The following is a 17,325-nucleotide window of genomic DNA, read 5'->3' as shown; positions in this document are numbered from 1 at the left end:
CCGGTGTGCATACGGAATAGGGCGGCGATTTTTGGGGTGCGCATGCAGCGACTGGGGGTAGAGTCTGCCGTCGTGCTTTACATTACGGCACGCGGCGCGCACCGCAAAACCAGGCTGGCAGCCCGATCCAACGGAACGCATGCAGATTTTGGTGGCTAATTTAAGGGGTTTCTACGTATAATAGTAGGCTTTGCTAAATAGCTCAGAGTCGCGCCCGGGTGTCATAAAACAAGTTGAAAATGGTCCCAGACTTTGATGTCCGTGATGAAGATAAGGTAGAGGACGCAGATTTCAAGCCCTTGACTGCTGCAGAAGCGCAGTTGTGGCGACAGCGGAATCCTCCCTTGTCTTTGTGGTGGGTACTGCTGGGGCAGGCCTTGGTGGGTAGCGTGGTTGCATTGGCGGCCTGGCTGCTGACCGGTAAAGCGGCCAACGGTTGGTCTGCTGCATACGGTGTGCTGTCGGTCGTGGTGCCTGCAGCCTTGTTTGCGCAAGGGGTCACAGGAAGACTTGCACGGACCGTGCCAGGCGCGGCGATGGTGGGGTTCTTTGTGTGGGAGTTGGTCAAGATCGCCGTCACGGTCGCCATGTTGTTTGCGGCGCCACGGTTGGTTTCTGGTTTGAATTGGCTAGCCTTGTTGGCTGGCTTCGTAGTGACAATGAAGGTGGTTTGGGTGGCGCTGTTATTTCGCCCCAAGCGCCAACGTACGGCTTAACAGGATTGATGGATTTCAAATATGTCGACTGAAAACGCTGCTGAACACGCTGCTACAACGGGTCCGAAGGCGGGCGATTACATCGTCCACCATTTGCAACATTTGCAAAAAGACTTCTCGTTCGAGAGCGTCAAGCAAACCAGCATTGTGGATTTCAGCCTCTTTAATCTCGATTCCGTTTTGTACTCGGTGATTTTGGGCATTGTGGGCTGCTTCTTTCTGTGGCGTGCTGCGCGCAAAGCCACGTCAGGTGTTCCTGGCCGCTTCCAGGCAGCAGTCGAAATTTTGACCGAAATGGTCGATAGCCAGGCCAAGGGCGTGATCCACAATGCCAAGAGCCGCAAGCTAGTCGCTCCGCTGGCTTTGACCGTGTTTGTCTGGATCTTCTTGATGAACGGCATGGACATGCTGCCGGTCGATATCTTGCCTAAGGTGTGGGAGCATTTCTATGCATCCACCGGCGGTGACCCGCACCATGCCTACATGCGTGTGGTCCCTACCGCCGATCTGTCGACCACCCTGGGTTTGTCGGTCAGCGTGCTGTTTGTCTGCCTGGTGTACAACATCAAGATCAAGGGCTTGGGCGGCTGGGCGCATGAGTTGGTTGCTGCACCTTTTGGCGACCACTGGTTTTTGTATCCGATCAACTTCCTGATGCAGCTGATTGAGTACCTGGCAAAGACGGTTTCTCACGGCATGCGTTTGTTCGGCAATATGTTTGCTGGTGAATTGGTTTTCATGTTGATCGCCTTGATGGGCGGCACGTGGGCCTGGCAGTTCAACCCCGCTGAGGGCATGTTCTGGCTAGGTGTTGGGCATGTGATTGCCGGTGCGGCGTGGAGCATCTTCCACATCCTGGTGATCACCTTGCAGGCCTTCATCTTCATGATGTTGACGCTGATTTACGTGGGCCAGTCTCACGAAGCGCATTAACACCGCGTTAAGGTTCGTTTTCGCTTTTCTTTTTTCTTTTACCTGTACTTTTTAGGAACAATCATGGAAAACATTCTCGGTCTCGTCGCTCTGGCTTGTGGTTTGATCGTTGGCTTGGGCGCCCTGGGTGCCTCCATCGGTATCGCTTTGATGGGCGGCAAGTTCCTCGAATCGTCGGCACGCCAGCCTGAACTGATGAACGAACTGCAAACCAAGATGTTCATCTTGGCCGGTCTGATCGACGCGGCTTTCCTGATCGGTGTGGCTATCGCCCTGCTGTTCGCTTTCGCCAAGCCTTTCGCAATTTAATTGTTGGCATCCCTTTCACGACCGAAAGGAATTAAGCCGTGAACATTAATTCAACCCTGTTTCTGCAGGCCGTTGTCTTTGCGATCCTGGTGTGGTTCACGATGAAATTCGTGTGGCCTCCGATCACCAAAGCATTGGACGAGCGGGCGCAGAAAATCTCTGACGGCCTTGCTGCCGCCGATAAAGCCAAGTCTGAGTTGACCAACGCCAACAAGCGTGTGGAAGACGAACTGGCCAAGTCGCGCACCGAGACCGCGTCGCGCTTGGCTGATGCCGATCGCCGTGCCCAGGCCATCGTCGAAGAGGCGAAAGCCCGCGCGGTGGAAGAAGCCAACAAGATCGTGGCAGCAGCCCGTGCCGAAGCCGAGCAGCAAACCGTGAAAGCCCGTGAAGCCCTGCGTGAGCAAGTGGCAGCATTGGCTGTGAAGGGTGCCGAGCAGATTCTCCGCAAGGAAGTCAATGCCGGTGTCCATGCGGACTTGTTGAACCGACTCCAAACTGAACTCTGAGCAGTAGAACGACCATGGCTGAAATAGCAACCATTGCCCGTCCCTACGCCGAGGCGCTGTTCAAGGCGACTTCCTCTGACTTGGATGGCACTGCCGTATGGCTGGATGAATTGGCTGCAATTGCTGCCAACCCCCAGTTGCTGCAGTTTGCCGACAACCCCAAGGTAGAGGTCGGCCAGGTGTTTGACGTGATCGCGGGTGTGGCCAAGTCGGCCTTGCCCGATGCCGCAAAAAACTTTTTGCGCATGGCTATTGAAAATGGACGTTTGAACGCCCTGCCCGAGATCGCCACACAGTTCCGCACGTTGAAAAACGCGCGGAGCGGCTCTTCGGATGCCACTGTTTTCAGTGCTTTCGAGATGGACGCCGCTGCGCTGGCAAATGTACTGTCAGCCCTGGAAAAGCGTTTTGGACGCAAGCTCAATCTCACGGTGGCTTTGCAGCCTGAGTTGATTGGCGGAATTCGCGTCGTGGTGGGTGACGAGGTTTTGGATACCTCGATCAAAGCCCGCCTGGAACATATGAAATTGGCTCTGACCGCCTAAGGTCGCAGCCAGCGTTTTCGGCCAGAGCCCGTGGCTCCGGTTGTTTGCTAACCAAAGAAAGAGAAGGAAAGAGTCATGCAACTCAATCCCGCAGAAATTTCTGAACTGATCAAGAGCCGCATCGAAGGCTTGACAGCCAGCGTTGATATTCGCAACCAAGGCACCGTAGTGTCCGTGACCGACGGCATCTGCCGCATCCACGGCCTCTCCGATGTGATGCAGGGCGAAATGCTGGAATTCCCCGCCGGCAGCGACGGGCAACCCACCTACGGCCTGGCCCTGAATCTGGAACGCGACTCCGTCGGTTCCGTGATCTTGGGTGAATACGAACACATCTCCGAAGGCGACATCGTGAAGTGCACGGGTCGTATTCTGGAAGTGCCGGTCGGCCCCGAGCTGCTCGGCCGCGTGGTGAACGCCCTGGGCCAGCCTATCGACGGCAAGGGTCCGATCAACGCCAAGTTGACCGACGTGATCGAAAAGGTCGCACCGGGCGTGATCGCTCGTAAATCGGTGGACCAGCCCATGCAAACCGGCCTGAAGTCGATTGACTCCATGGTGCCTGTGGGCCGTGGCCAGCGCGAGCTGATCATTGGCGACCGCCAGACGGGTAAGACCGCTGTGGCGATCGACGCCATCATCAACCAAAAGGGACAGAACATGTCCTGCGTTTACGTCGCGATTGGCCAAAAGGCCTCGTCGATCAAGAACGTAGTGCGCGCTTTGGAACAAGCTGGCGCAATGGAATACACCATCGTGGTGGCGGCTTCGGCTTCTGAATCGGCTGCCATGCAGTACGTCAGCGCCTACTCTGGCTGCACCATGGGCGAATACTTCCGCGACCGCGGCCAAGACGCCCTGATCGTGTACGACGACTTGTCCAAGCAAGCCGTTGCTTACCGCCAAGTGTCCTTGCTGCTGCGCCGTCCACCAGGCCGCGAAGCTTACCCTGGCGACGTGTTCTATCTGCACAGCCGCTTGCTGGAACGTGCCGCCCGCGTGAACGCCGATTACGTTGAAGCCTTCACCAAGGGTGAAGTCAAGGGCAAGACCGGTTCTTTGACGGCTCTGCCCATCATTGAAACGCAAGCCGGTGACGTGTCTGCCTTCGTGCCGACCAACGTGATCTCGATTACCGACGGCCAGATCTTCCTGGAAACCTCGTTGTTCAACGCCGGCATCCGTCCTGCGATCAACGCCGGTATCTCGGTGTCTCGCGTGGGTAGCGCAGCGCAAACCAAGATCATCAAGGGCCAGTCCGGCGGTATCCGTACCGACTTGGCGCAGTACCGTGAATTGGCGGCCTTCGCCCAGTTTGCTTCTGATCTGGACGAATCCACCCGCAAGCAATTGGACCGCGGTGCCCGCGTGACCGAGTTGCTCAAGCAAGCCCAGTACAGCCCGCTGTCCATCTCCTTGATGGGCGCCACGCTGTTCGCAGTGAACAAGGGCTTCATGGACGATATCGCGGTCAAGAAGGTATTGTCGTTTGAGCATGGCTTGCACGCCTACCTCAAGGACAAGCACGCTGCTTTGCTGTCAAAGATCGAAGCCTCCAAGGCGCTGGACAAGGAAGCCGAGGCTGAATTGCTCGCCGCTGTGGCTGCGTTCAAAAAGACGTTCGCTTAATTCCAAACTAGGAGCCACCCATGGCATCAGGCAAGGAACTACGCAGCAAGATCAAATCGGTGGAAAACACCAAGAAGATCACCAAGGCGATGGAGATGATCTCTGTTTCCAAGATGCGTAAAGCGCAGGAGCGGATGCGCGCAGCGCGTCCGTACAGCGAGAAGATTCGTGACATCGCTGCAAACCTGGGTCAGGCGAATCCGGAGTACGTGCACGCCTTTATGCAAACCAACGGCGCCAAAGCCGAAGGTTTTGTGGTCATCACGACCGATAAAGGTTTGTGCGGTGGTTTGAACACCAATCTATTTCGCGCCCTGACCATCAAGCTGCGCGAGTCGCAGGCTGCAGGCAATGACGCTCAAGCTGTGGCCATCGGTGGCAAGGGCCTGGGCTTCCTGACGCGTATCGGTGCCAAGGTGGTGTCGCATGTCACCCATTTGGGCGACAAGCCGCATCTGGACAAGCTGATCGGACCGTTGAAGGTATTGCTGGACGCCTACGAAAAAGGCGAAATCAGTGCCGTACATCTGGTCTACAACAAGTTTGTCAGCACCATGCGCCAAGAGCCGGTGATTGAGCAGTTGCTGCCTTTGTCGGCCGCCAAGATGCAGGCGGAAACCAAGGCTGCGGGTGCGCATGCTTGGGACTACATCTACGAACCGGATGCGCAGTCGGTGATTGACGACCTCTTGGTGCGTTATGTCGAAGCGCTGGCCTACCAGGCTGTCGCTGAAAACATGGCTTCGGAACATGCAGCACGCATGGTGGCCATGAAGGCTGCAACGGATAACGCAGGTAGCGTGATTGCCGAGTTGAAGTTGGTCTACAACAAGACCCGCCAAGCTGCAATTACCAAAGAGCTGTCGGAAATTGTGGCGGGTGCTGCGGCTGTTTAAGCCGTTTCCCGTTCCAGTCTGTCATCGTTCGATTTAAAGATTCAATCTATTGGAGCAAACATGGCTCAAGAAAATGCAGAAGTGACCTCCCGCGTCGAGGGGAAAATTGTTCAGTGTATTGGCGCCGTGGTGGACGTGGAGTTCCCGCGCAACCATATGCCCCGCATTTACGATGCACTGAAAATGGAAGGCTCCGCGCTGACCTTGGAAGTGCAACAGCAGCTGGGTGACGGCATTGTCCGTACGATCGCGCTGGGTTCTTCCGACGGCCTGCGTCGCGGTTTGGTGGTCTATAACACCGGCGCCGGTATCACCGTGCCTGTGGGCAAGGCTACCCTGGGCCGCATCATGGACGTGTTGGGCGCGCCCATCGACGAACGTGGTCCGGTGAGCCAGGAACTGACTGCCACCATCCACCGCAAGGCTCCGGCTTACGACGAACTCAGCCCTTCGCAAGAATTGCTGGAAACCGGCATCAAGGTGATTGACTTGATCTGCCCGTTCGCCAAGGGCGGTAAGGTCGGTCTGTTCGGTGGTGCCGGTGTGGGCAAGACCGTGAACATGATGGAGTTGATCAACAACATCGCCAAGGCGCACAGCGGTTTGTCCGTGTTCGCCGGTGTGGGTGAGCGTACCCGTGAAGGGAACGACTTCTACCACGAGATGGCCGATTCCGGCGTGGTGAACCTCGAGAACCTGCCTGAGTCCAAAGTGGCCATGGTCTACGGTCAGATGAACGAACCCCCAGGCAACCGTCTGCGCGTGGCTTTGACCGGTCTGACCATTGCGGAATCCTTCCGTGACGAAGGCCGCGACGTGCTGTTCTTCGTGGACAACATCTACCGCTACACCCTGGCCGGTACCGAAGTGTCCGCACTGCTGGGCCGTATGCCTTCCGCCGTGGGCTACCAGCCTACCCTGGCCGAGGAAATGGGCCGTCTGCAAGAGCGTATTACCTCGACCAAGGTGGGCTCGATCACTTCCATCCAGGCCGTGTACGTGCCAGCGGATGACTTGACCGATCCATCGCCTGCAACGACCTTCGCCCACTTGGACTCCACCGTGGTGTTGAGCCGTGACATCGCTTCGCTGGGTATCTACCCTGCGGTCGATCCACTGGACTCCACCAGCCGCCAGCTGGACCCGCTGGTGGTCGGCGAAGACCACTACAACACGGCCCGTGCCGTGCAAGGCACGCTGCAGCGCTACCGCGAACTGCGCGACATCATCGCCATCATGGGTATGGACGACTTGGCTCCTGAAGACAAGCTGGCCGTGGCCCGTGCGCGCAAGATCCAGCGTTTCCTGAGCCAGCCCTTCCACGTGGCCGAAGTGTTTACCGGTTCGCCCGGCAAGTACGTGCCATTGTCGGAAACCATCCGTGGTTTCAAGATGATCGTCAACGGCGAATGCGACCACATGCCAGAACAAGCGTTCTACATGGTCGGCTCCATCGACGAAGCCATCGAAAAGGCTAAGAAGGTTTAACCACCTGACAGCGCAGGCCCTGCCTGCGCCTTAGCTTTTTTCACCACGCTGGACCCCAAAGGAAACGTATGTCGACCATTCACGTGAATGTTGTCAGTGCCGAAGAATCCATTTTCTCCGGCGAAGCCCGCTTCGTGGCTTTGCCCGGTGAATCTGGCGAACTGGGCATTTATCCGCGCCATACCCCCTTGATCACCCGTATCAAGCCGGGTTCGGTGCGCATCGAAAAGGCCGACGGCACCGAAGAGTTCATCTTCGTCGCTGGTGGCGTGCTGGAAATCCAGCCGAACTGCGTGACCGTGTTGTCTGACACGGCGATCCGCGGCAAGGACCTGGACGAAGAAAAGGCCAATGCTGCCAAGGCGGCTGCCGAAGAAGCTCTGCGCAATGCCAAAGGCGAACTGGATATTGCCAAAGCCCAATCCGAGCTGGCCATCATGGCCGCCCAGATTTCGGCCCTGCGCAAATTCCGCCGCAACCGCTGATCGCTGTCCGCGCACACGAAAAAGCCGCTTTTGAGCGGCTTTTTCTTTGGGGCAAATAACCGGACCTTAGCCGGCGGAGTCCAGCAGCGGCAGGTCCGGCAGCTCATTGCGTCGCAGCAGGCCAGCCTGCAACGGGAAATGCTGTACCAGCGCCGCCGATACTTCTTCCAGTGCCTGGGTCAGGCCTTCCTCGTAACGCCCCGCATGCAAGGCGGTGCCCAGGTGCTCGACCATGGCCTGCCATTCCTGCGTGGAGATGCGTTGGTTCAGGCCGCGGTCGGCTACCAGTTCGATGGACCGTTCGGCCAACAGCAGGTAGATCAGCACGCCGTTGTTGTGCTCGGTGTCCCAGACCCCTAGTTTGCCAAACAGCATGACGGCGCGCTCGCGTACAGCGGCCTTGCGCCACAGGTAGCTGAGCGGTAGGCCGGCTTCGATGTAGATGCGGATTTCACCGGTATGCCTTTGCTCGCTGGCGCTAACCCTGTGGCCCAGACGCTCCAGCAGGTCCGGCGGAACGGCGCGGCGCACATCGGCAGCGCCCAGGCTGCTGTGTCGCAGAATCCGTAACACGGTGTGCCAGAGCGCCATTACCAGTTCCCCGAGGCGCCACCGCCGCCAAAATTACCGCCACCACCCGAGCTGAAGCCGCCGCCACCGCCGCTCCGTCCACTAGAGCCAAAGCCGCCACCCGATCCACCCCAGCTGGAGCCGCGCCCCAGGGAGCTCGGGGTGAAGCGCGATACCAGGGTAAACAGCAAGGCTGCGACCCCGGCCACGCCGGCGATCAACAGGCTGGTGGTGACGAACCAGGCCAGGCCAGCAACCGCCGCGCCGGCCACCAGCGAGCCGAACTTGGGGCCGAACACGCTGCGCGCCATCGCCGCACCTATGGGCAGGGCAAACACCGCAAACACCAGCAGCTCGGTCCAATCAAAGTTGTCGCTGCCGCTGCCGCCCGTGGGTGGGGCGCTGGGCGCGGGCAGCGCCTCGCCCTTGATGCGCGCCATGATCTGCTCCACACCCGCATCCAGGCCGCCGGCAAAGTCGCCTTGCTTGAAGCGCGGCGTGATGGCTTCGTCCATGATGTTCTTGGCCGCCAGGTCGGGGACCGCGCCTTCCAGCGTCTTGGCGACTTCGATGCGCAGCTTGCGGTCGTTCTTGGCGACCAGCAGGATCAGCCCATCGCCCACGTCCTTGCGGCCAATCTTCCAGGCGTTGCCGACCCGGTTGGCGTAGCTGGCGATGTCCTCGGGCTGGGTGGTCGGCACCAGCAGCACAACCACCTGCGCACCGGCGCTGGCCTCGAATGCAGCCAGCTTGGCTTCCAGCGACTGTTGCTGCGCTGCGCTGAGGGTCGCCGTGGTGTCGATCACGTGGCCTGTCAGCGCCGGTACGGGCAGCACGCTTTGGCCGTGGCTGACCAGGGTTAACAGGGTCAGCCAACACGCAACACACAGGCGCAGCAGCATGGAGTTTTACTTCTTGAAGTCCACTACCGGCGGGGCACTGATGGTGGCTTCGTTCTGCACCGTGAAGCTGGGCTTGGGCTGGTAGCCAAATACCTTGGCCGTCAGGTTGCTGGGGAAGCTGCGCGCCAGCACGTTGTACTCCTGCACGGTGCCGATGAAGCGGTTGCGCGCCACGGTGATGCGGTTCTCTGTGCCCTCAAGCTGCACGCGCAGGTCGCTGAAGCCCTTGTTGGCCTTCAGGTCGGGATACTTCTCCACCGTCACCATCAGCCGGCTCAGGGCGCTGCCCAGCTCGCCCTGGGCGGCCTGGAACTTGGCGAAGGCCTCGGGGTTGTTCAGGGTTTCGGGCGTGACCTGGATGGCCGTGGCCTTGGCGCGAGCCTCGACCACCTTGGTCAGGGTGTCTTGCTCGAAGGCGGCTTCGCCCTTCACCGTGGCCACGATGTTCGGTACCAGGTCGGCGCGGCGCTGGTACTGGTTCAGCACCTCGCTCCAGGCGGCCTTGCTTTGCTCGTCCAACCGTTGAAAGTCGTTGTAGCCGCAGCCGCTGAGCGCCAATGCAAGCAAAAGAGCGGGTAACCAGCGTTTCATAAGGGTTCCTAGGTAAGTCCGGGCGTCTGGCCCATACGCGTTTCACCTTAGCACAGATGCCTGGAGTGCCCGCCAAAGCAGGGCAAAATCAAAGCACCCTCAATGCCTTGCACGCCATGCCCAAAGCCAAACTCCAAGCGGCCACCGTGGGTGGCAGCGCCGACGACACCGAAGCCGCTTTTTACGATGCCTTACAAAATGGCGATATCGACAAACTCATGGCCTGCTGGGCCGACGAGGACGATGTCGTCTGCGTGCATCCGGGTGGTGCGCGCATGGTCGGGGTGGCGGCGGTCCGGGCGGGGTTTGACGCGATGTTCAGCCAGGGCCGCATCCGCGCCTGGCCCGAGCATGTGCGCAAGGTCGAGGCCCTGGGCAGCGCCGTGCATAACCTGGTCGAGCGCATCGAGGTGATGACGGCCGACGGCCCGCGCGAGGCCTTTGCCGTCGCCACCAACGTGTACCACAAGACCGCCCAAGGCTGGCGCATGGTGGCCCACCACGCGAGCCCGGGCACGGGACGAGACATGCTGGAGCAGAGCCCTGCATCGACTTTATTGCACTGACCTGGTTTTATAAAAATAAGCCTCTGGCGCATATGCTGAAAGCACAATAAGCTATGAATTATGTAGCGCCCTGGTGGTTGCCCGGTGGGCAGGCGCAAACCATTTGGCCGGCCCTGTATTCGCGCCGCGTGTTCGGCCCCAAGCCGCACTTCCGGCGCGAGCGCTGGATCACCCCCGATCTGGATTTCATCGACATCGACTTCTGCGATGCCGCCGCCATGGTGCCCGACCCGGCAGCCAGCGATACCGACCGGCCCCTGCTGGTGCTGTTCCATGGGCTGGAGGGTTCATCCGGCAGCCATTATTCCGAGGCCTTTGCCGACTTTGCGCGCGCCCATGGCATGGGCTTTGTGGTGCCGCATTTTCGCGGCTGCAGCGGCGAGCTGAACCTGGCGCCGCGGGCCTACCATTCGGGCGACTTTGAAGAGGTCGGCTGGATCCTCAAGCGCCTCAAGTCCTGGCACCGCGGCAAGGTGCTGGCGGTGGGCATCTCGCTGGGCGGCAACGCCTTGCTGCGCTGGGCCGAGGAAATGGGCGACCAGGCGCGCCAGATGGTGCGGGCGATCGCCGCCGTGTGTGCGCCCACTGACCTGGCCGCTGCCGGCTGGGCTATCGGCCGCGGCATGAACCGGCAGATCTACACCCGCATGTTCCTTCGCAGCATGAAGCCCAAGGCGCTGCGCAAGCTAGAGCAGCACCCCGGCCTGTTCAGCCGTGAAGCACTGCTGGCTGCGCGGGATTTGTACGAGTTCGACAATGTGTTCACCGCCCCGCTGCATGGCTTCTCCAGCACCGAGGACTATTGGGCCCGGGCCTCGGCCAAACCGCATCTGGCGCAGATCCGTATTCCGACCCTGGTGGTCCATGCGCGCAACGACCCGTTCGTGCCGGCCTGGAGCCTGCCGCGGCAGGACGAGGTGGGCAGCCAGGTCACACTGTGGCAGCCTGCGCATGGCGGCCATGTAGGCTTTCCGCAGGGGCCGCTGCCCGGCCATGTGCGCAGCATGCCGGATGCCGTCGGCGGCTGGCTGCTGCAATCGGTGAAGTAACGTATGGATGACATCGTCAAACAAGCCATCGCCAAATGGCCGAATGTGCCCGACTGCTACGGCTGGTTGGGCCTGGATGCGCGCGGCGGCTGGTATATGCGCGACGACCCGGCGCAGGCGGCCGGGCCGTTTGCCGCGTCCGCCGGCGGCACGCCGCAGAGCCGGGGCTCGCTGCTCAAGCACGAGAAGCTGATCGACTTCATCCAGCGCAATTACGAGAGCGATGCCCGCGGCTGCTGGTTCTTCCAGAACGGGCCGCAGCGGGTCTATGTGGAGCTGGAGATCGCGCCCTATGTCTGGCGCGTGCAGAGCGACTTTGCCGTTAGCGCCCATACCGGGCAGGCGGCCCGGGTGCAGCGCTGCGTGCTGGACGAATTCGGCCATCTGTACCTGGAAACCAACCTCGGTTTCGGCCTGGTGCACACCCTAGACATGGCCTATGCCGCCGAAGCCGTGGAGCAGGGCCTGTGGGTGCCGCAGCCCGTCGACGCTGCCACGCTGGAGAGCCGGTTCGGCTACGTGCTCAGCCCGCAGTTGCTACATAAAAAATAGCTTCTTGCGCAGGTTTGGTAAGCGCTAGAAGGCGATTGGGTCATAAAAAAAGGCCGGTGATGCCGGCCTTTTTTAGAACGGCCTCGCGGGCCTGAGTGCTTACTGGGGCGCCGATGCCGCGTCGGCGGGTGCTGCGGCCACGGGCTTTTGCGGCACCGGGAACTTGGCGCCACCGGCATTCGCCATGTAGACCACGGCGCGGGCGATTTCGGTATCTTCAAAGTCGCCACCACCCTGGGCACCCATGGCGCCCTTGCCCTTGAGCGCGGAGTGCAGCAAAGCCTCGTAGCCGGTGGCAATGCGGGCCGCCCAGGCGCTGGCTTCGCCAAACTTGGGGGCGCCGGCCACGCCTGCGGTGTGGCAGGTGGTGCACTGGGCCTTGAAGACTTCTTCGCCGGATTTGAGTTCGCGGTTGGCATCGCGGATTTCCACCACGCCCACCTTCTGGATGCGGGCGGCGACCGCCTGGCTTTGCGATTCTGCGGTCATACCGCCCAGCACCATGGTGTCGGCGGAGTTGGTGCCGGCCGGCTTGGCGTCGGAGACGACGTAGTACACCAGGCCGATGATGATGAAGATCGGCACCACAAACGAGAAAAACACCGCGACGAGCAGCTGCTTGGGGTTTTTTATCGGGCCAGTATGGGCTTCTTCGGCCGCATGATCATGGGGATTGGCGCTCATGGTGTCCTCAAAAATTCGGGGGGCTTTAATTAGCCCGCGAGTATAACCGTCACCCCTTGGCAAGCCCCATGGGAAGCCACTTTCTGCGTAGAAATGGGGACCGCCGGCCAGCGGCTACAATCGCTGGCGTTGCGGCTGTAGCTCAGTGGATAGAGTATTGGCCTCCGAAGCCAAGGGTCGTGGGTTCGATCCCCGCCAGCCGCACCATCTTCTCTAGAATAGGCAAAAACCCTAGAGAACACCCATCGCATTGACCACACATTCCCTTCCCTCGCTTTTAGACGCACTGGATGCCGACGCGCCACTGGCGCAGCGCCATCTGTGGCTTATCGGTTTGCTGGACTGGATACGTGGCGACAGGCTGTCGCCGGAAGACTCGGTTGCCCGGGTCCAGCGCTTTCTGGAAGCGGTGCAGTCCCGCCCCGAACTGCAGGTACGCCTGCGCCAATGGTGGCGGATACTGGCCGAAACCGTGGACAGCACCATGGTGCTGTCGGACCACGGCTTTTCTCCGCGTACCGCTTTCTTCAGCGAGTTTGTCGACCGGGTGCGCTGCAAAATCCTGCCGGGCACCCCCGAGACCACCGATGCGGGCGAGCTGTTCAACCTGGCCTTCACGTCGGCCGAGGACGCGGCCTGGCTGTCGGTACTGGACGAAGTCAGCCTGCAGCGCATCGGCAACCTGCTGTCATCGCCTTCGCGCACGCCCGGCGTCACGCTGTGGCAGGACGAGCTGCTGCAGGCCATCACGTTCTGCGCCAGCCAGATTCTGGCGACCGGGGTGGCGTCCGAGCTGCGCCTGCGCATGAGCGTGGCGGCCCGACAAGCCGAGCCCTTCAACAACCTGCCGGCCGACGTGGAAGCCCTGCGCCTGGCTTTCATCGCCACGCCCCGTGAGCTGCCCGAGCTGGAGGCGGCGGCCCAGCGCCTGCGTGAACGCCTGGAGCTGTGCCGCCAGGCCGCGGCCAGCGTCTACCCGCATTTGAACGACCACGGGATTTCGGTCAACCTGGTGTTCATCCTGCGCCAGCTGCGCGAACGCCTGCTGCGCGTGCGCGACCTGATGGACTGCCTGCTGTCCAGCACGCCCGAGGCCAGTGCTGCGCGCCTGGTGTCGCGGCTGACCGAGGCCGGGCAGGAGCGGCGCAGTCTGCGTTCGCTGGTGCGCGCCAATGCGTCCATGCTGGCCGCCAAGGTAACCGAGCGCAGCGCCGAAACCGGCGAGCACTACATCACCCGCGACCGTGCCGAGTACCGCGGCATGCTGGCCAAGGCGGCGGGCGGCGGCGCTGCCACCTCGCTGACCACGCTGCTGAAGTTTCTGATCACCGCGATGGGTATGACGGCCTTCTGGGCCGGCATGTTGTCGGGCGTGATGTATGCGGCCAGCTTTGTGATGATCCAGCTGATGCACTGGACCCTGGCCACCAAGCAGCCGGCCATGACTGCGCCCGCCATGGCCGCCAAGCTGAAGGACCTGAAAACCAGCAACGCGATTGAAGATTTTGTCGACGAGGTGACGCATTTGGTGCGTTCCCAGGTGGCTGCGGTGATCGGCAACGTCGGCATGGTCACACCCTGCGTGCTGCTGATCAGTGCCGCCATGCTGTGGGCCAGCGGCAAGCCGATGATCAGCCGGGTCGATGCCGAGCATGTGTTCCAGACCCTGAGCCTGCTGAACCCCAGCACTTTGCTGTTCGCCGCCTTTACCGGCGTTCTGCTGTTCACCGCCAGCCTGATCGCCGGCGCGGTGGAGAACTGGTTTGTGCTGCACCGTCTGGACTCGGCGCTGCGCTACAACCCGCGCATCACCCGGGTGCTGGGCGCGGCGCGGGCCGACCGCTGGGCGCATTTCATGCGCGAACACATTTCGGGTTTTGCCTCGAATATCTCGCTGGGCCTGATGCTCGGCTTGCTGCCGCCGGTGCTGGCCTTTGTCGGCCTGGGGCTGGAAGCGCGCCACGTCACCTTGTCCACCGGCCAGCTGGCCGCCGCTGCCGCGGCCTACGGCCTGCCGGTGTGGAAGATGCCGATCTTCTGGTGGTGCGTGGGCGCGATCCCACTGATCGGCTTGCTGAACCTGACGGTCAGCTTCTACCTGGCGCTGCAGCTGGCCTTGGGCGCGCACAGTGTCAGCGGGCTGGACCGCCAGCGGCTGCGTTCGGCCGTGTTGCAGCGTCTGCGCCGCCAGCCGTTAAGCTTTCTTTGGCCGCGCAAGTAAATTTATAAGAAATGAGGCTGTAGCGCAGGCAGTACCTGCGCCAGCAGCTATCAATTCAGGAGTCTTCGGTGGACTCGGGCTTCAGGGCCAGCGCGGCGCTGTACAAGACCTTGCGCGGCTGGCCGGTGATGTCGGCACACAGCTGCACCGCGGTTTTCAGCGGCAATGCGGCCAGCAGCAGCTTCAGCACCCGCAGGTCCTGCGCCGGTGCTTCGGCCGGTGGGGCAGGGTGCAGCACCACCACAAATTCACCCCGTGTGCGCGAGGACTGGGCGGCCAGCCAGGCGCTGAGCTGCTGGGCCGGCACGGTGGCGATTTCTTCAAACTGCTTGGTCAGCTCGCGCGCCACCGTCACCGGGCGCTCGCCCAGGCAGGCCAGGCTGCGCGCCAGGGCTTCGATGCGGTGCGGGGCTTCCAGCAGTACCACGGCGCGCGGCTCGGCCAACAGGCGCTGGGCCGCGGTATCGCGCTCGGTGGCCTTGCTGGGCAGAAAGCCGGTGAACACAAAGCCCGTGTCCTGCACGATGCCGGCGGCACTCAGCGCGGCGGTGATGCTGCTGGCGCCGGGCAGCGGCACCACCGGGATGCCGACGGCCCGCGCAGCTGCCACCACCCGCGCGCCGGGGTCGCTGATGGCCGGCGTGCCGGCGTCGCTGGCATAGGCGATGCGCTCGCCCTGCTGCAGCCGGCGCACCACGTTCTGCGCGGCTTCGGACTCGTTGTGCTGGTGCACGGCCAGCAGCTGGGCGTTGGGCTTGTCGATGCCGTAAGCGCGCAGCAAGGCCTGGGTGTGGCGGGTGTCCTCGCAGGCAATCGCGTCCACCAGGCCCAGCACATGCAGGGCGCGCAGGCTGATGTCGCACAAATTGCCGATCGGCGTGGCCACGATGTACAGCGTGCCAGCCGGATAATGCTGCGAAGCTGCGGCCTCGTGCGCGGCACTCAAGGCGGAGGCGAAAGAAGCGCTCAATGGGATTCCTCAAAAAGATGGGTCTGGCCAGGCCGACCACCAAGCAAGCCGGTGACGCGGCCGAAGACCGGGCGCTGGCGCATCTGCAGGCCCAGGGCCTGCGTCTGCTGGAGCGCAATTATCGGACGCCTGGGCGCGGCGGCGGCGAAATCGACCTGGTGATGCGCGAACCGGACGGCACCGTGGTGTTTGTCGAGGTACGCCAGCGGGCCAGCGCGGCGTTTGGCGGGGCGGCAGCCAGCATCAGCGCCGCCAAGCAAAAACGCATCGTGTTCGCCGCCCGCAGCTATCTGCTGCGCCTGCACACTCCGCCGCCCTGCCGGTTCGACGTGGTGCTGATCGAGTACGCGGGCATAGAGTGGCTGCGCGCCGCCTTCGACGCGGGCTGAACTTTCGTTTACAAACCGGCTCATACAGCACAGGTATCATTCCGCACCATGATTGAACAACGCATTCAGCAACATTTCATTGACAGCGCCGACTTGAAGTACCAGTCGGCGCAGCCGCTCAGCAAACCCATCGCCGCGGGCATCCAGGCCATGCTGGCCAGTGTCACCAGCGGCGGCAAGGTGCTGGCCTGTGGCAATGGCGGTTCGGCCGCCGATGCCCAGCATTTCGCGGCCGAGTTCGTGGGCCGCTTCGAGCGCGAGCGGCCCGAGCTGGGTGCGATTGCGCTGACCACCGACAGCTCCATCATCACCGCCATCGGCAACGACTACAACTTCGACGTGATCTTTGCCAAGCAAGTGCGCGCTTTAGGCCAGCCCGGCGATGTGCTGCTGGCCATCACCACCAGCGGCAACTCGAAGAACGTGCTGCTGGCGATCGAAGCCGCCCACGAGCGCGAGATGACCGTGGTGGCGCTGACCGGCAAGGGCGGCGGCAAGATGGGCGCCGCCTTGCGCGAAACCGATGTGCATATCTGCGTGCCGCACGACCGTACGGCGCGCATCCAAGAAGTCCATTTGCTGGTACTGCACTGCTTGTGCGACGGCGTGGACTCCCAACTACTGGGCGACCTGGAGTCGCCCCAATGAAAGTCACCATGCAGCGTTTTCTCTTGACCGCCACCACGGCGGTGGTTCTGGCTACCAGCATCTCCGGGTGCATTCCCCTGGTGATGGGCGGGGCTGCCGTGGGTGGCGCCCTGGTGGCGACCGACCGGCGCACCTCGGGCGCCCAGCTGGAAGACGAAGGCATTGAGCTGCGCGCCAATAACCGTATCAACCAGGCCCTGGGTGAGCGCGCCCATGTCAACGTGACCAGCTACAACCGCCAGGTGCTGTTGACCGGTGAGGTGCCGAATGCTGCCGACCAGGCGAAGCTGCAAGACCTGGTGCTGAGGGTGGAGAACGTGCGCTCTGTCGTCAACGAAGTAGCGGTATTGGGCGCGTCGTCGCTGTCGCAGCGCTCGTCTGACACGCTGATCACCGGCAAGGTCAAGGCCACGCTGGTGGACGCGCGCGATGTGCAATCCAACACCATGAAGGTCATCACGGAGCGCGGCACGGTCTACCTCATGGGCCGTGTTTCGCAGCGCGAAGCCAACCGCGCCACCGACCTGGCGCGCAGTGTCAGCGGTGTGCAAAAAGTGGTGCGGGTGTTCGACATCCTGACCGAAGAAGAGCTGCAGGGCCTGACCCCCAAGCCCGCGCCTGTGACCTCGGCGACCCCTACGCCAGCCGCTAATTAAGTGCGCGCTGCCGCCGC

At 61.8% G+C, this 17,325-nt stretch carries 21 protein-coding genes and 1 tRNA gene; 17 read left to right on the top strand and 5 right to left on the bottom strand.

Going from position 1 to position 17,325, the window contains the following annotated elements; genetic code table 11:
• Positions 1–239: 239 nt before the first annotated feature.
• From J2X19_RS22400 to J2X19_RS22360, 9 genes are all read left to right on the top strand, one after another.
• A complete protein-coding gene (locus tag J2X19_RS22400; protein WP_310376886.1) occupies positions 240–716 on the top strand; it encodes an ATP synthase subunit I in 477 nt (158 codons plus the stop codon).
• A gap of 21 nt (positions 717–737) precedes the next feature.
• The gene (gene atpB, locus J2X19_RS22395) at positions 738–1,649 is read left to right on the top strand and encodes a F0F1 ATP synthase subunit A (RefSeq protein ID WP_310376636.1); all 912 of its coding nucleotides are present in this window, start codon (positions 738–740) and stop codon (positions 1,647–1,649) included.
• 63 nt (positions 1,650–1,712) lie between these two features.
• Positions 1,713–1,958 carry a F0F1 ATP synthase subunit C gene (gene atpE, locus J2X19_RS22390; RefSeq protein WP_058721792.1) on the top strand — a complete coding sequence of 82 codons (246 nt, stop codon included), beginning with the start codon at positions 1,713–1,715 and terminating at the stop codon, positions 1,956–1,958.
• Positions 1,959–1,996: 38 nt separating this feature from the next.
• On the top strand, positions 1,997–2,467 hold the full coding sequence (locus J2X19_RS22385; protein ID WP_116606717.1) for a F0F1 ATP synthase subunit B: 471 nt from the start codon (positions 1,997–1,999) through the stop codon (positions 2,465–2,467).
• Between the two features lie 14 nt (positions 2,468–2,481).
• Positions 2,482–3,012, top strand: a complete 531-nt coding sequence (locus J2X19_RS22380) for a F0F1 ATP synthase subunit delta (RefSeq protein ID WP_116606718.1) — start codon at positions 2,482–2,484, stop codon at positions 3,010–3,012.
• Between the two features lie 75 nt (positions 3,013–3,087).
• Entirely contained in the window at positions 3,088–4,641 is a 1,554-nt protein-coding gene (gene atpA / locus J2X19_RS22375) for a F0F1 ATP synthase subunit alpha (protein WP_092760244.1), read from the top strand.
• A gap of 20 nt (positions 4,642–4,661) precedes the next feature.
• A complete protein-coding gene (gene atpG / locus J2X19_RS22370) occupies positions 4,662–5,537 on the top strand; it encodes a F0F1 ATP synthase subunit gamma (protein WP_310376635.1) in 876 nt (291 codons plus the stop codon).
• A 60-nt stretch (positions 5,538–5,597) separates the two neighbouring features.
• Entirely contained in the window at positions 5,598–7,025 is a 1,428-nt protein-coding gene (gene atpD, locus J2X19_RS22365; RefSeq protein WP_092760248.1) for a F0F1 ATP synthase subunit beta, read from the top strand.
• A gap of 68 nt (positions 7,026–7,093) precedes the next feature.
• Positions 7,094–7,510, top strand: a complete 417-nt coding sequence (locus J2X19_RS22360; protein WP_092760250.1) for a F0F1 ATP synthase subunit epsilon — start codon at positions 7,094–7,096, stop codon at positions 7,508–7,510.
• Between the two features lie 66 nt (positions 7,511–7,576).
• Here J2X19_RS22360 and J2X19_RS22355 read toward each other — a convergent pair whose 3' ends face one another.
• From J2X19_RS22355 to J2X19_RS22345, 3 genes are read right to left on the bottom strand one after another with little or no spacing between them, the layout of a single operon-like run.
• The gene (locus tag J2X19_RS22355) at positions 7,577–8,101 is read right to left on the bottom strand and encodes a TPM domain-containing protein (RefSeq protein ID WP_310376634.1); all 525 of its coding nucleotides are present in this window, start codon (positions 8,099–8,101) and stop codon (positions 7,577–7,579) included.
• Positions 8,101–8,982, bottom strand: a complete 882-nt coding sequence (locus J2X19_RS22350; RefSeq protein WP_310376633.1) for a TPM domain-containing protein — start codon at positions 8,980–8,982, stop codon at positions 8,101–8,103. The genes J2X19_RS22355 and J2X19_RS22350 overlap by 1 nt, the downstream gene beginning before the upstream one ends.
• Positions 8,983–8,988: 6 nt before the next feature.
• A complete protein-coding gene (locus J2X19_RS22345) occupies positions 8,989–9,573 on the bottom strand; it encodes a LemA family protein (protein WP_092760256.1) in 585 nt (194 codons plus the stop codon).
• Between the two features lie 116 nt (positions 9,574–9,689).
• On the opposite strand from J2X19_RS22345, the gene J2X19_RS22340 reads away from it, so the two are divergent.
• From J2X19_RS22340 to J2X19_RS22330, 3 genes are read left to right on the top strand one after another with little or no spacing between them, the layout of a single operon-like run.
• The gene (locus J2X19_RS22340; RefSeq protein WP_116606722.1) at positions 9,690–10,139 is read left to right on the top strand and encodes a YybH family protein; all 450 of its coding nucleotides are present in this window, start codon (positions 9,690–9,692) and stop codon (positions 10,137–10,139) included.
• A 53-nt stretch (positions 10,140–10,192) separates the two neighbouring features.
• Complete coding sequence (locus J2X19_RS22335; protein ID WP_116606723.1) at positions 10,193–11,188, top strand: YheT family hydrolase; 996 nt, start codon at positions 10,193–10,195, stop codon at positions 11,186–11,188.
• Positions 11,189–11,191: 3 nt separating this feature from the next.
• A complete protein-coding gene (locus J2X19_RS22330; RefSeq protein WP_310376632.1) occupies positions 11,192–11,740 on the top strand; it encodes a DUF2946 family protein in 549 nt (182 codons plus the stop codon).
• 99 nt (positions 11,741–11,839) lie between these two features.
• On the opposite strand, the gene J2X19_RS22325 is transcribed toward J2X19_RS22330, so the two are convergent.
• Positions 11,840–12,424, bottom strand: coding sequence for a c-type cytochrome (locus J2X19_RS22325; protein ID WP_310376631.1), 585 nt, complete (start codon positions 12,422–12,424; stop codon positions 11,840–11,842).
• A gap of 131 nt (positions 12,425–12,555) precedes the next feature.
• Between J2X19_RS22325 and J2X19_RS22320 the strand changes: the two genes are divergently transcribed.
• Positions 12,556–12,631 (top strand) — tRNA-Arg (locus J2X19_RS22320).
• Positions 12,632–12,668: 37 nt separating this feature from the next.
• A complete protein-coding gene (locus tag J2X19_RS22315; RefSeq protein ID WP_405048731.1) occupies positions 12,669–14,645 on the top strand; it encodes a site-specific recombinase in 1,977 nt (658 codons plus the stop codon).
• 55 nt (positions 14,646–14,700) lie between these two features.
• On the opposite strand, the gene rsmI is transcribed toward J2X19_RS22315, so the two are convergent.
• The gene (gene rsmI / locus J2X19_RS22310) at positions 14,701–15,615 is read right to left on the bottom strand and encodes a 16S rRNA (cytidine(1402)-2'-O)-methyltransferase (protein ID WP_310376629.1); all 915 of its coding nucleotides are present in this window, start codon (positions 15,613–15,615) and stop codon (positions 14,701–14,703) included.
• Here rsmI and J2X19_RS22305 point away from each other — a divergent pair.
• Genes J2X19_RS22305 through J2X19_RS22295 form a run of 3 tightly spaced genes read left to right on the top strand, consistent with a single transcriptional unit; the run spans position 15,615 to position 17,308 of the window.
• Positions 15,615–16,004, top strand: coding sequence for a YraN family protein (locus J2X19_RS22305; protein WP_310376628.1), 390 nt, complete (start codon positions 15,615–15,617; stop codon positions 16,002–16,004). The two genes, rsmI and J2X19_RS22305, sit on opposite strands and share 1 nt — an antisense overlap.
• Before the next feature lie 48 nt (positions 16,005–16,052).
• Positions 16,053–16,652 (top strand): phosphoheptose isomerase, encoded by a 600-nt coding sequence (locus J2X19_RS22300; RefSeq protein WP_116606729.1) that lies wholly within the window; start codon positions 16,053–16,055, stop codon positions 16,650–16,652.
• Entirely contained in the window at positions 16,649–17,308 is a 660-nt protein-coding gene (locus J2X19_RS22295; RefSeq protein WP_310376627.1) for a BON domain-containing protein, read from the top strand. The genes J2X19_RS22300 and J2X19_RS22295 overlap by 4 nt, the downstream gene beginning before the upstream one ends.
• Positions 17,309–17,325 lie beyond the last annotated feature (17 nt).

Source organism: Rhodoferax ferrireducens (assembly GCF_031458075.1).
Lineage (GTDB): Bacteria > Pseudomonadota > Gammaproteobacteria > Burkholderiales > Burkholderiaceae_C > Rhodoferax_B > Rhodoferax_B ferrireducens_A.
The sequence above is the reverse complement of the archived record's forward strand: the minus strand, read 5'-3'. Positions and strand labels throughout refer to the sequence as shown.

Bases quoted from the DNA above. Each gene is read 5' to 3' on its own strand.
- J2X19_RS22400 (WP_310376886.1), top strand. From the start codon at position 240: ATGGTCCCAGACTTTGATGTCCGTGATGAAGATAAGGTAGAGGACGCA.
- atpB (WP_310376636.1), top strand. From the start codon at position 738: ATGTCGACTGAAAACGCTGCTGAACACGCTGCTACAACGGGTCCGAAG.
- atpE (WP_058721792.1), top strand. From the start codon at position 1,713: ATGGAAAACATTCTCGGTCTCGTCGCTCTGGCTTGTGGTTTGATCGTT.
- J2X19_RS22380 (WP_116606718.1), top strand. From the start codon at position 2,482: ATGGCTGAAATAGCAACCATTGCCCGTCCCTACGCCGAGGCGCTGTTC.
- atpA (WP_092760244.1), top strand. From the start codon at position 3,088: ATGCAACTCAATCCCGCAGAAATTTCTGAACTGATCAAGAGCCGCATC.
- atpG (WP_310376635.1), top strand. From the start codon at position 4,662: ATGGCATCAGGCAAGGAACTACGCAGCAAGATCAAATCGGTGGAAAAC.
- atpD (WP_092760248.1), top strand. From the start codon at position 5,598: ATGGCTCAAGAAAATGCAGAAGTGACCTCCCGCGTCGAGGGGAAAATT.
- J2X19_RS22360 (WP_092760250.1), top strand. From the start codon at position 7,094: ATGTCGACCATTCACGTGAATGTTGTCAGTGCCGAAGAATCCATTTTC.
- J2X19_RS22355 (WP_310376634.1), bottom strand. From the start codon at position 8,101: ATGGCGCTCTGGCACACCGTGTTACGGATTCTGCGACACAGCAGCCTG.
- J2X19_RS22350 (WP_310376633.1), bottom strand. From the start codon at position 8,982: ATGCTGCTGCGCCTGTGTGTTGCGTGTTGGCTGACCCTGTTAACCCTG.
- J2X19_RS22345 (WP_092760256.1), bottom strand. From the start codon at position 9,573: ATGAAACGCTGGTTACCCGCTCTTTTGCTTGCATTGGCGCTCAGCGGC.
- J2X19_RS22340 (WP_116606722.1), top strand. From the start codon at position 9,690: ATGCCCAAAGCCAAACTCCAAGCGGCCACCGTGGGTGGCAGCGCCGAC.
- J2X19_RS22335 (WP_116606723.1), top strand. From the start codon at position 10,193: ATGAATTATGTAGCGCCCTGGTGGTTGCCCGGTGGGCAGGCGCAAACC.
- J2X19_RS22330 (WP_310376632.1), top strand. From the start codon at position 11,192: ATGGATGACATCGTCAAACAAGCCATCGCCAAATGGCCGAATGTGCCC.
- J2X19_RS22325 (WP_310376631.1), bottom strand. From the start codon at position 12,424: ATGAGCGCCAATCCCCATGATCATGCGGCCGAAGAAGCCCATACTGGC.
- J2X19_RS22305 (WP_310376628.1), top strand. From the start codon at position 15,615: ATGGGATTCCTCAAAAAGATGGGTCTGGCCAGGCCGACCACCAAGCAA.
- J2X19_RS22300 (WP_116606729.1), top strand. From the start codon at position 16,053: ATGATTGAACAACGCATTCAGCAACATTTCATTGACAGCGCCGACTTG.
- J2X19_RS22295 (WP_310376627.1), top strand. From the start codon at position 16,649: ATGAAAGTCACCATGCAGCGTTTTCTCTTGACCGCCACCACGGCGGTG.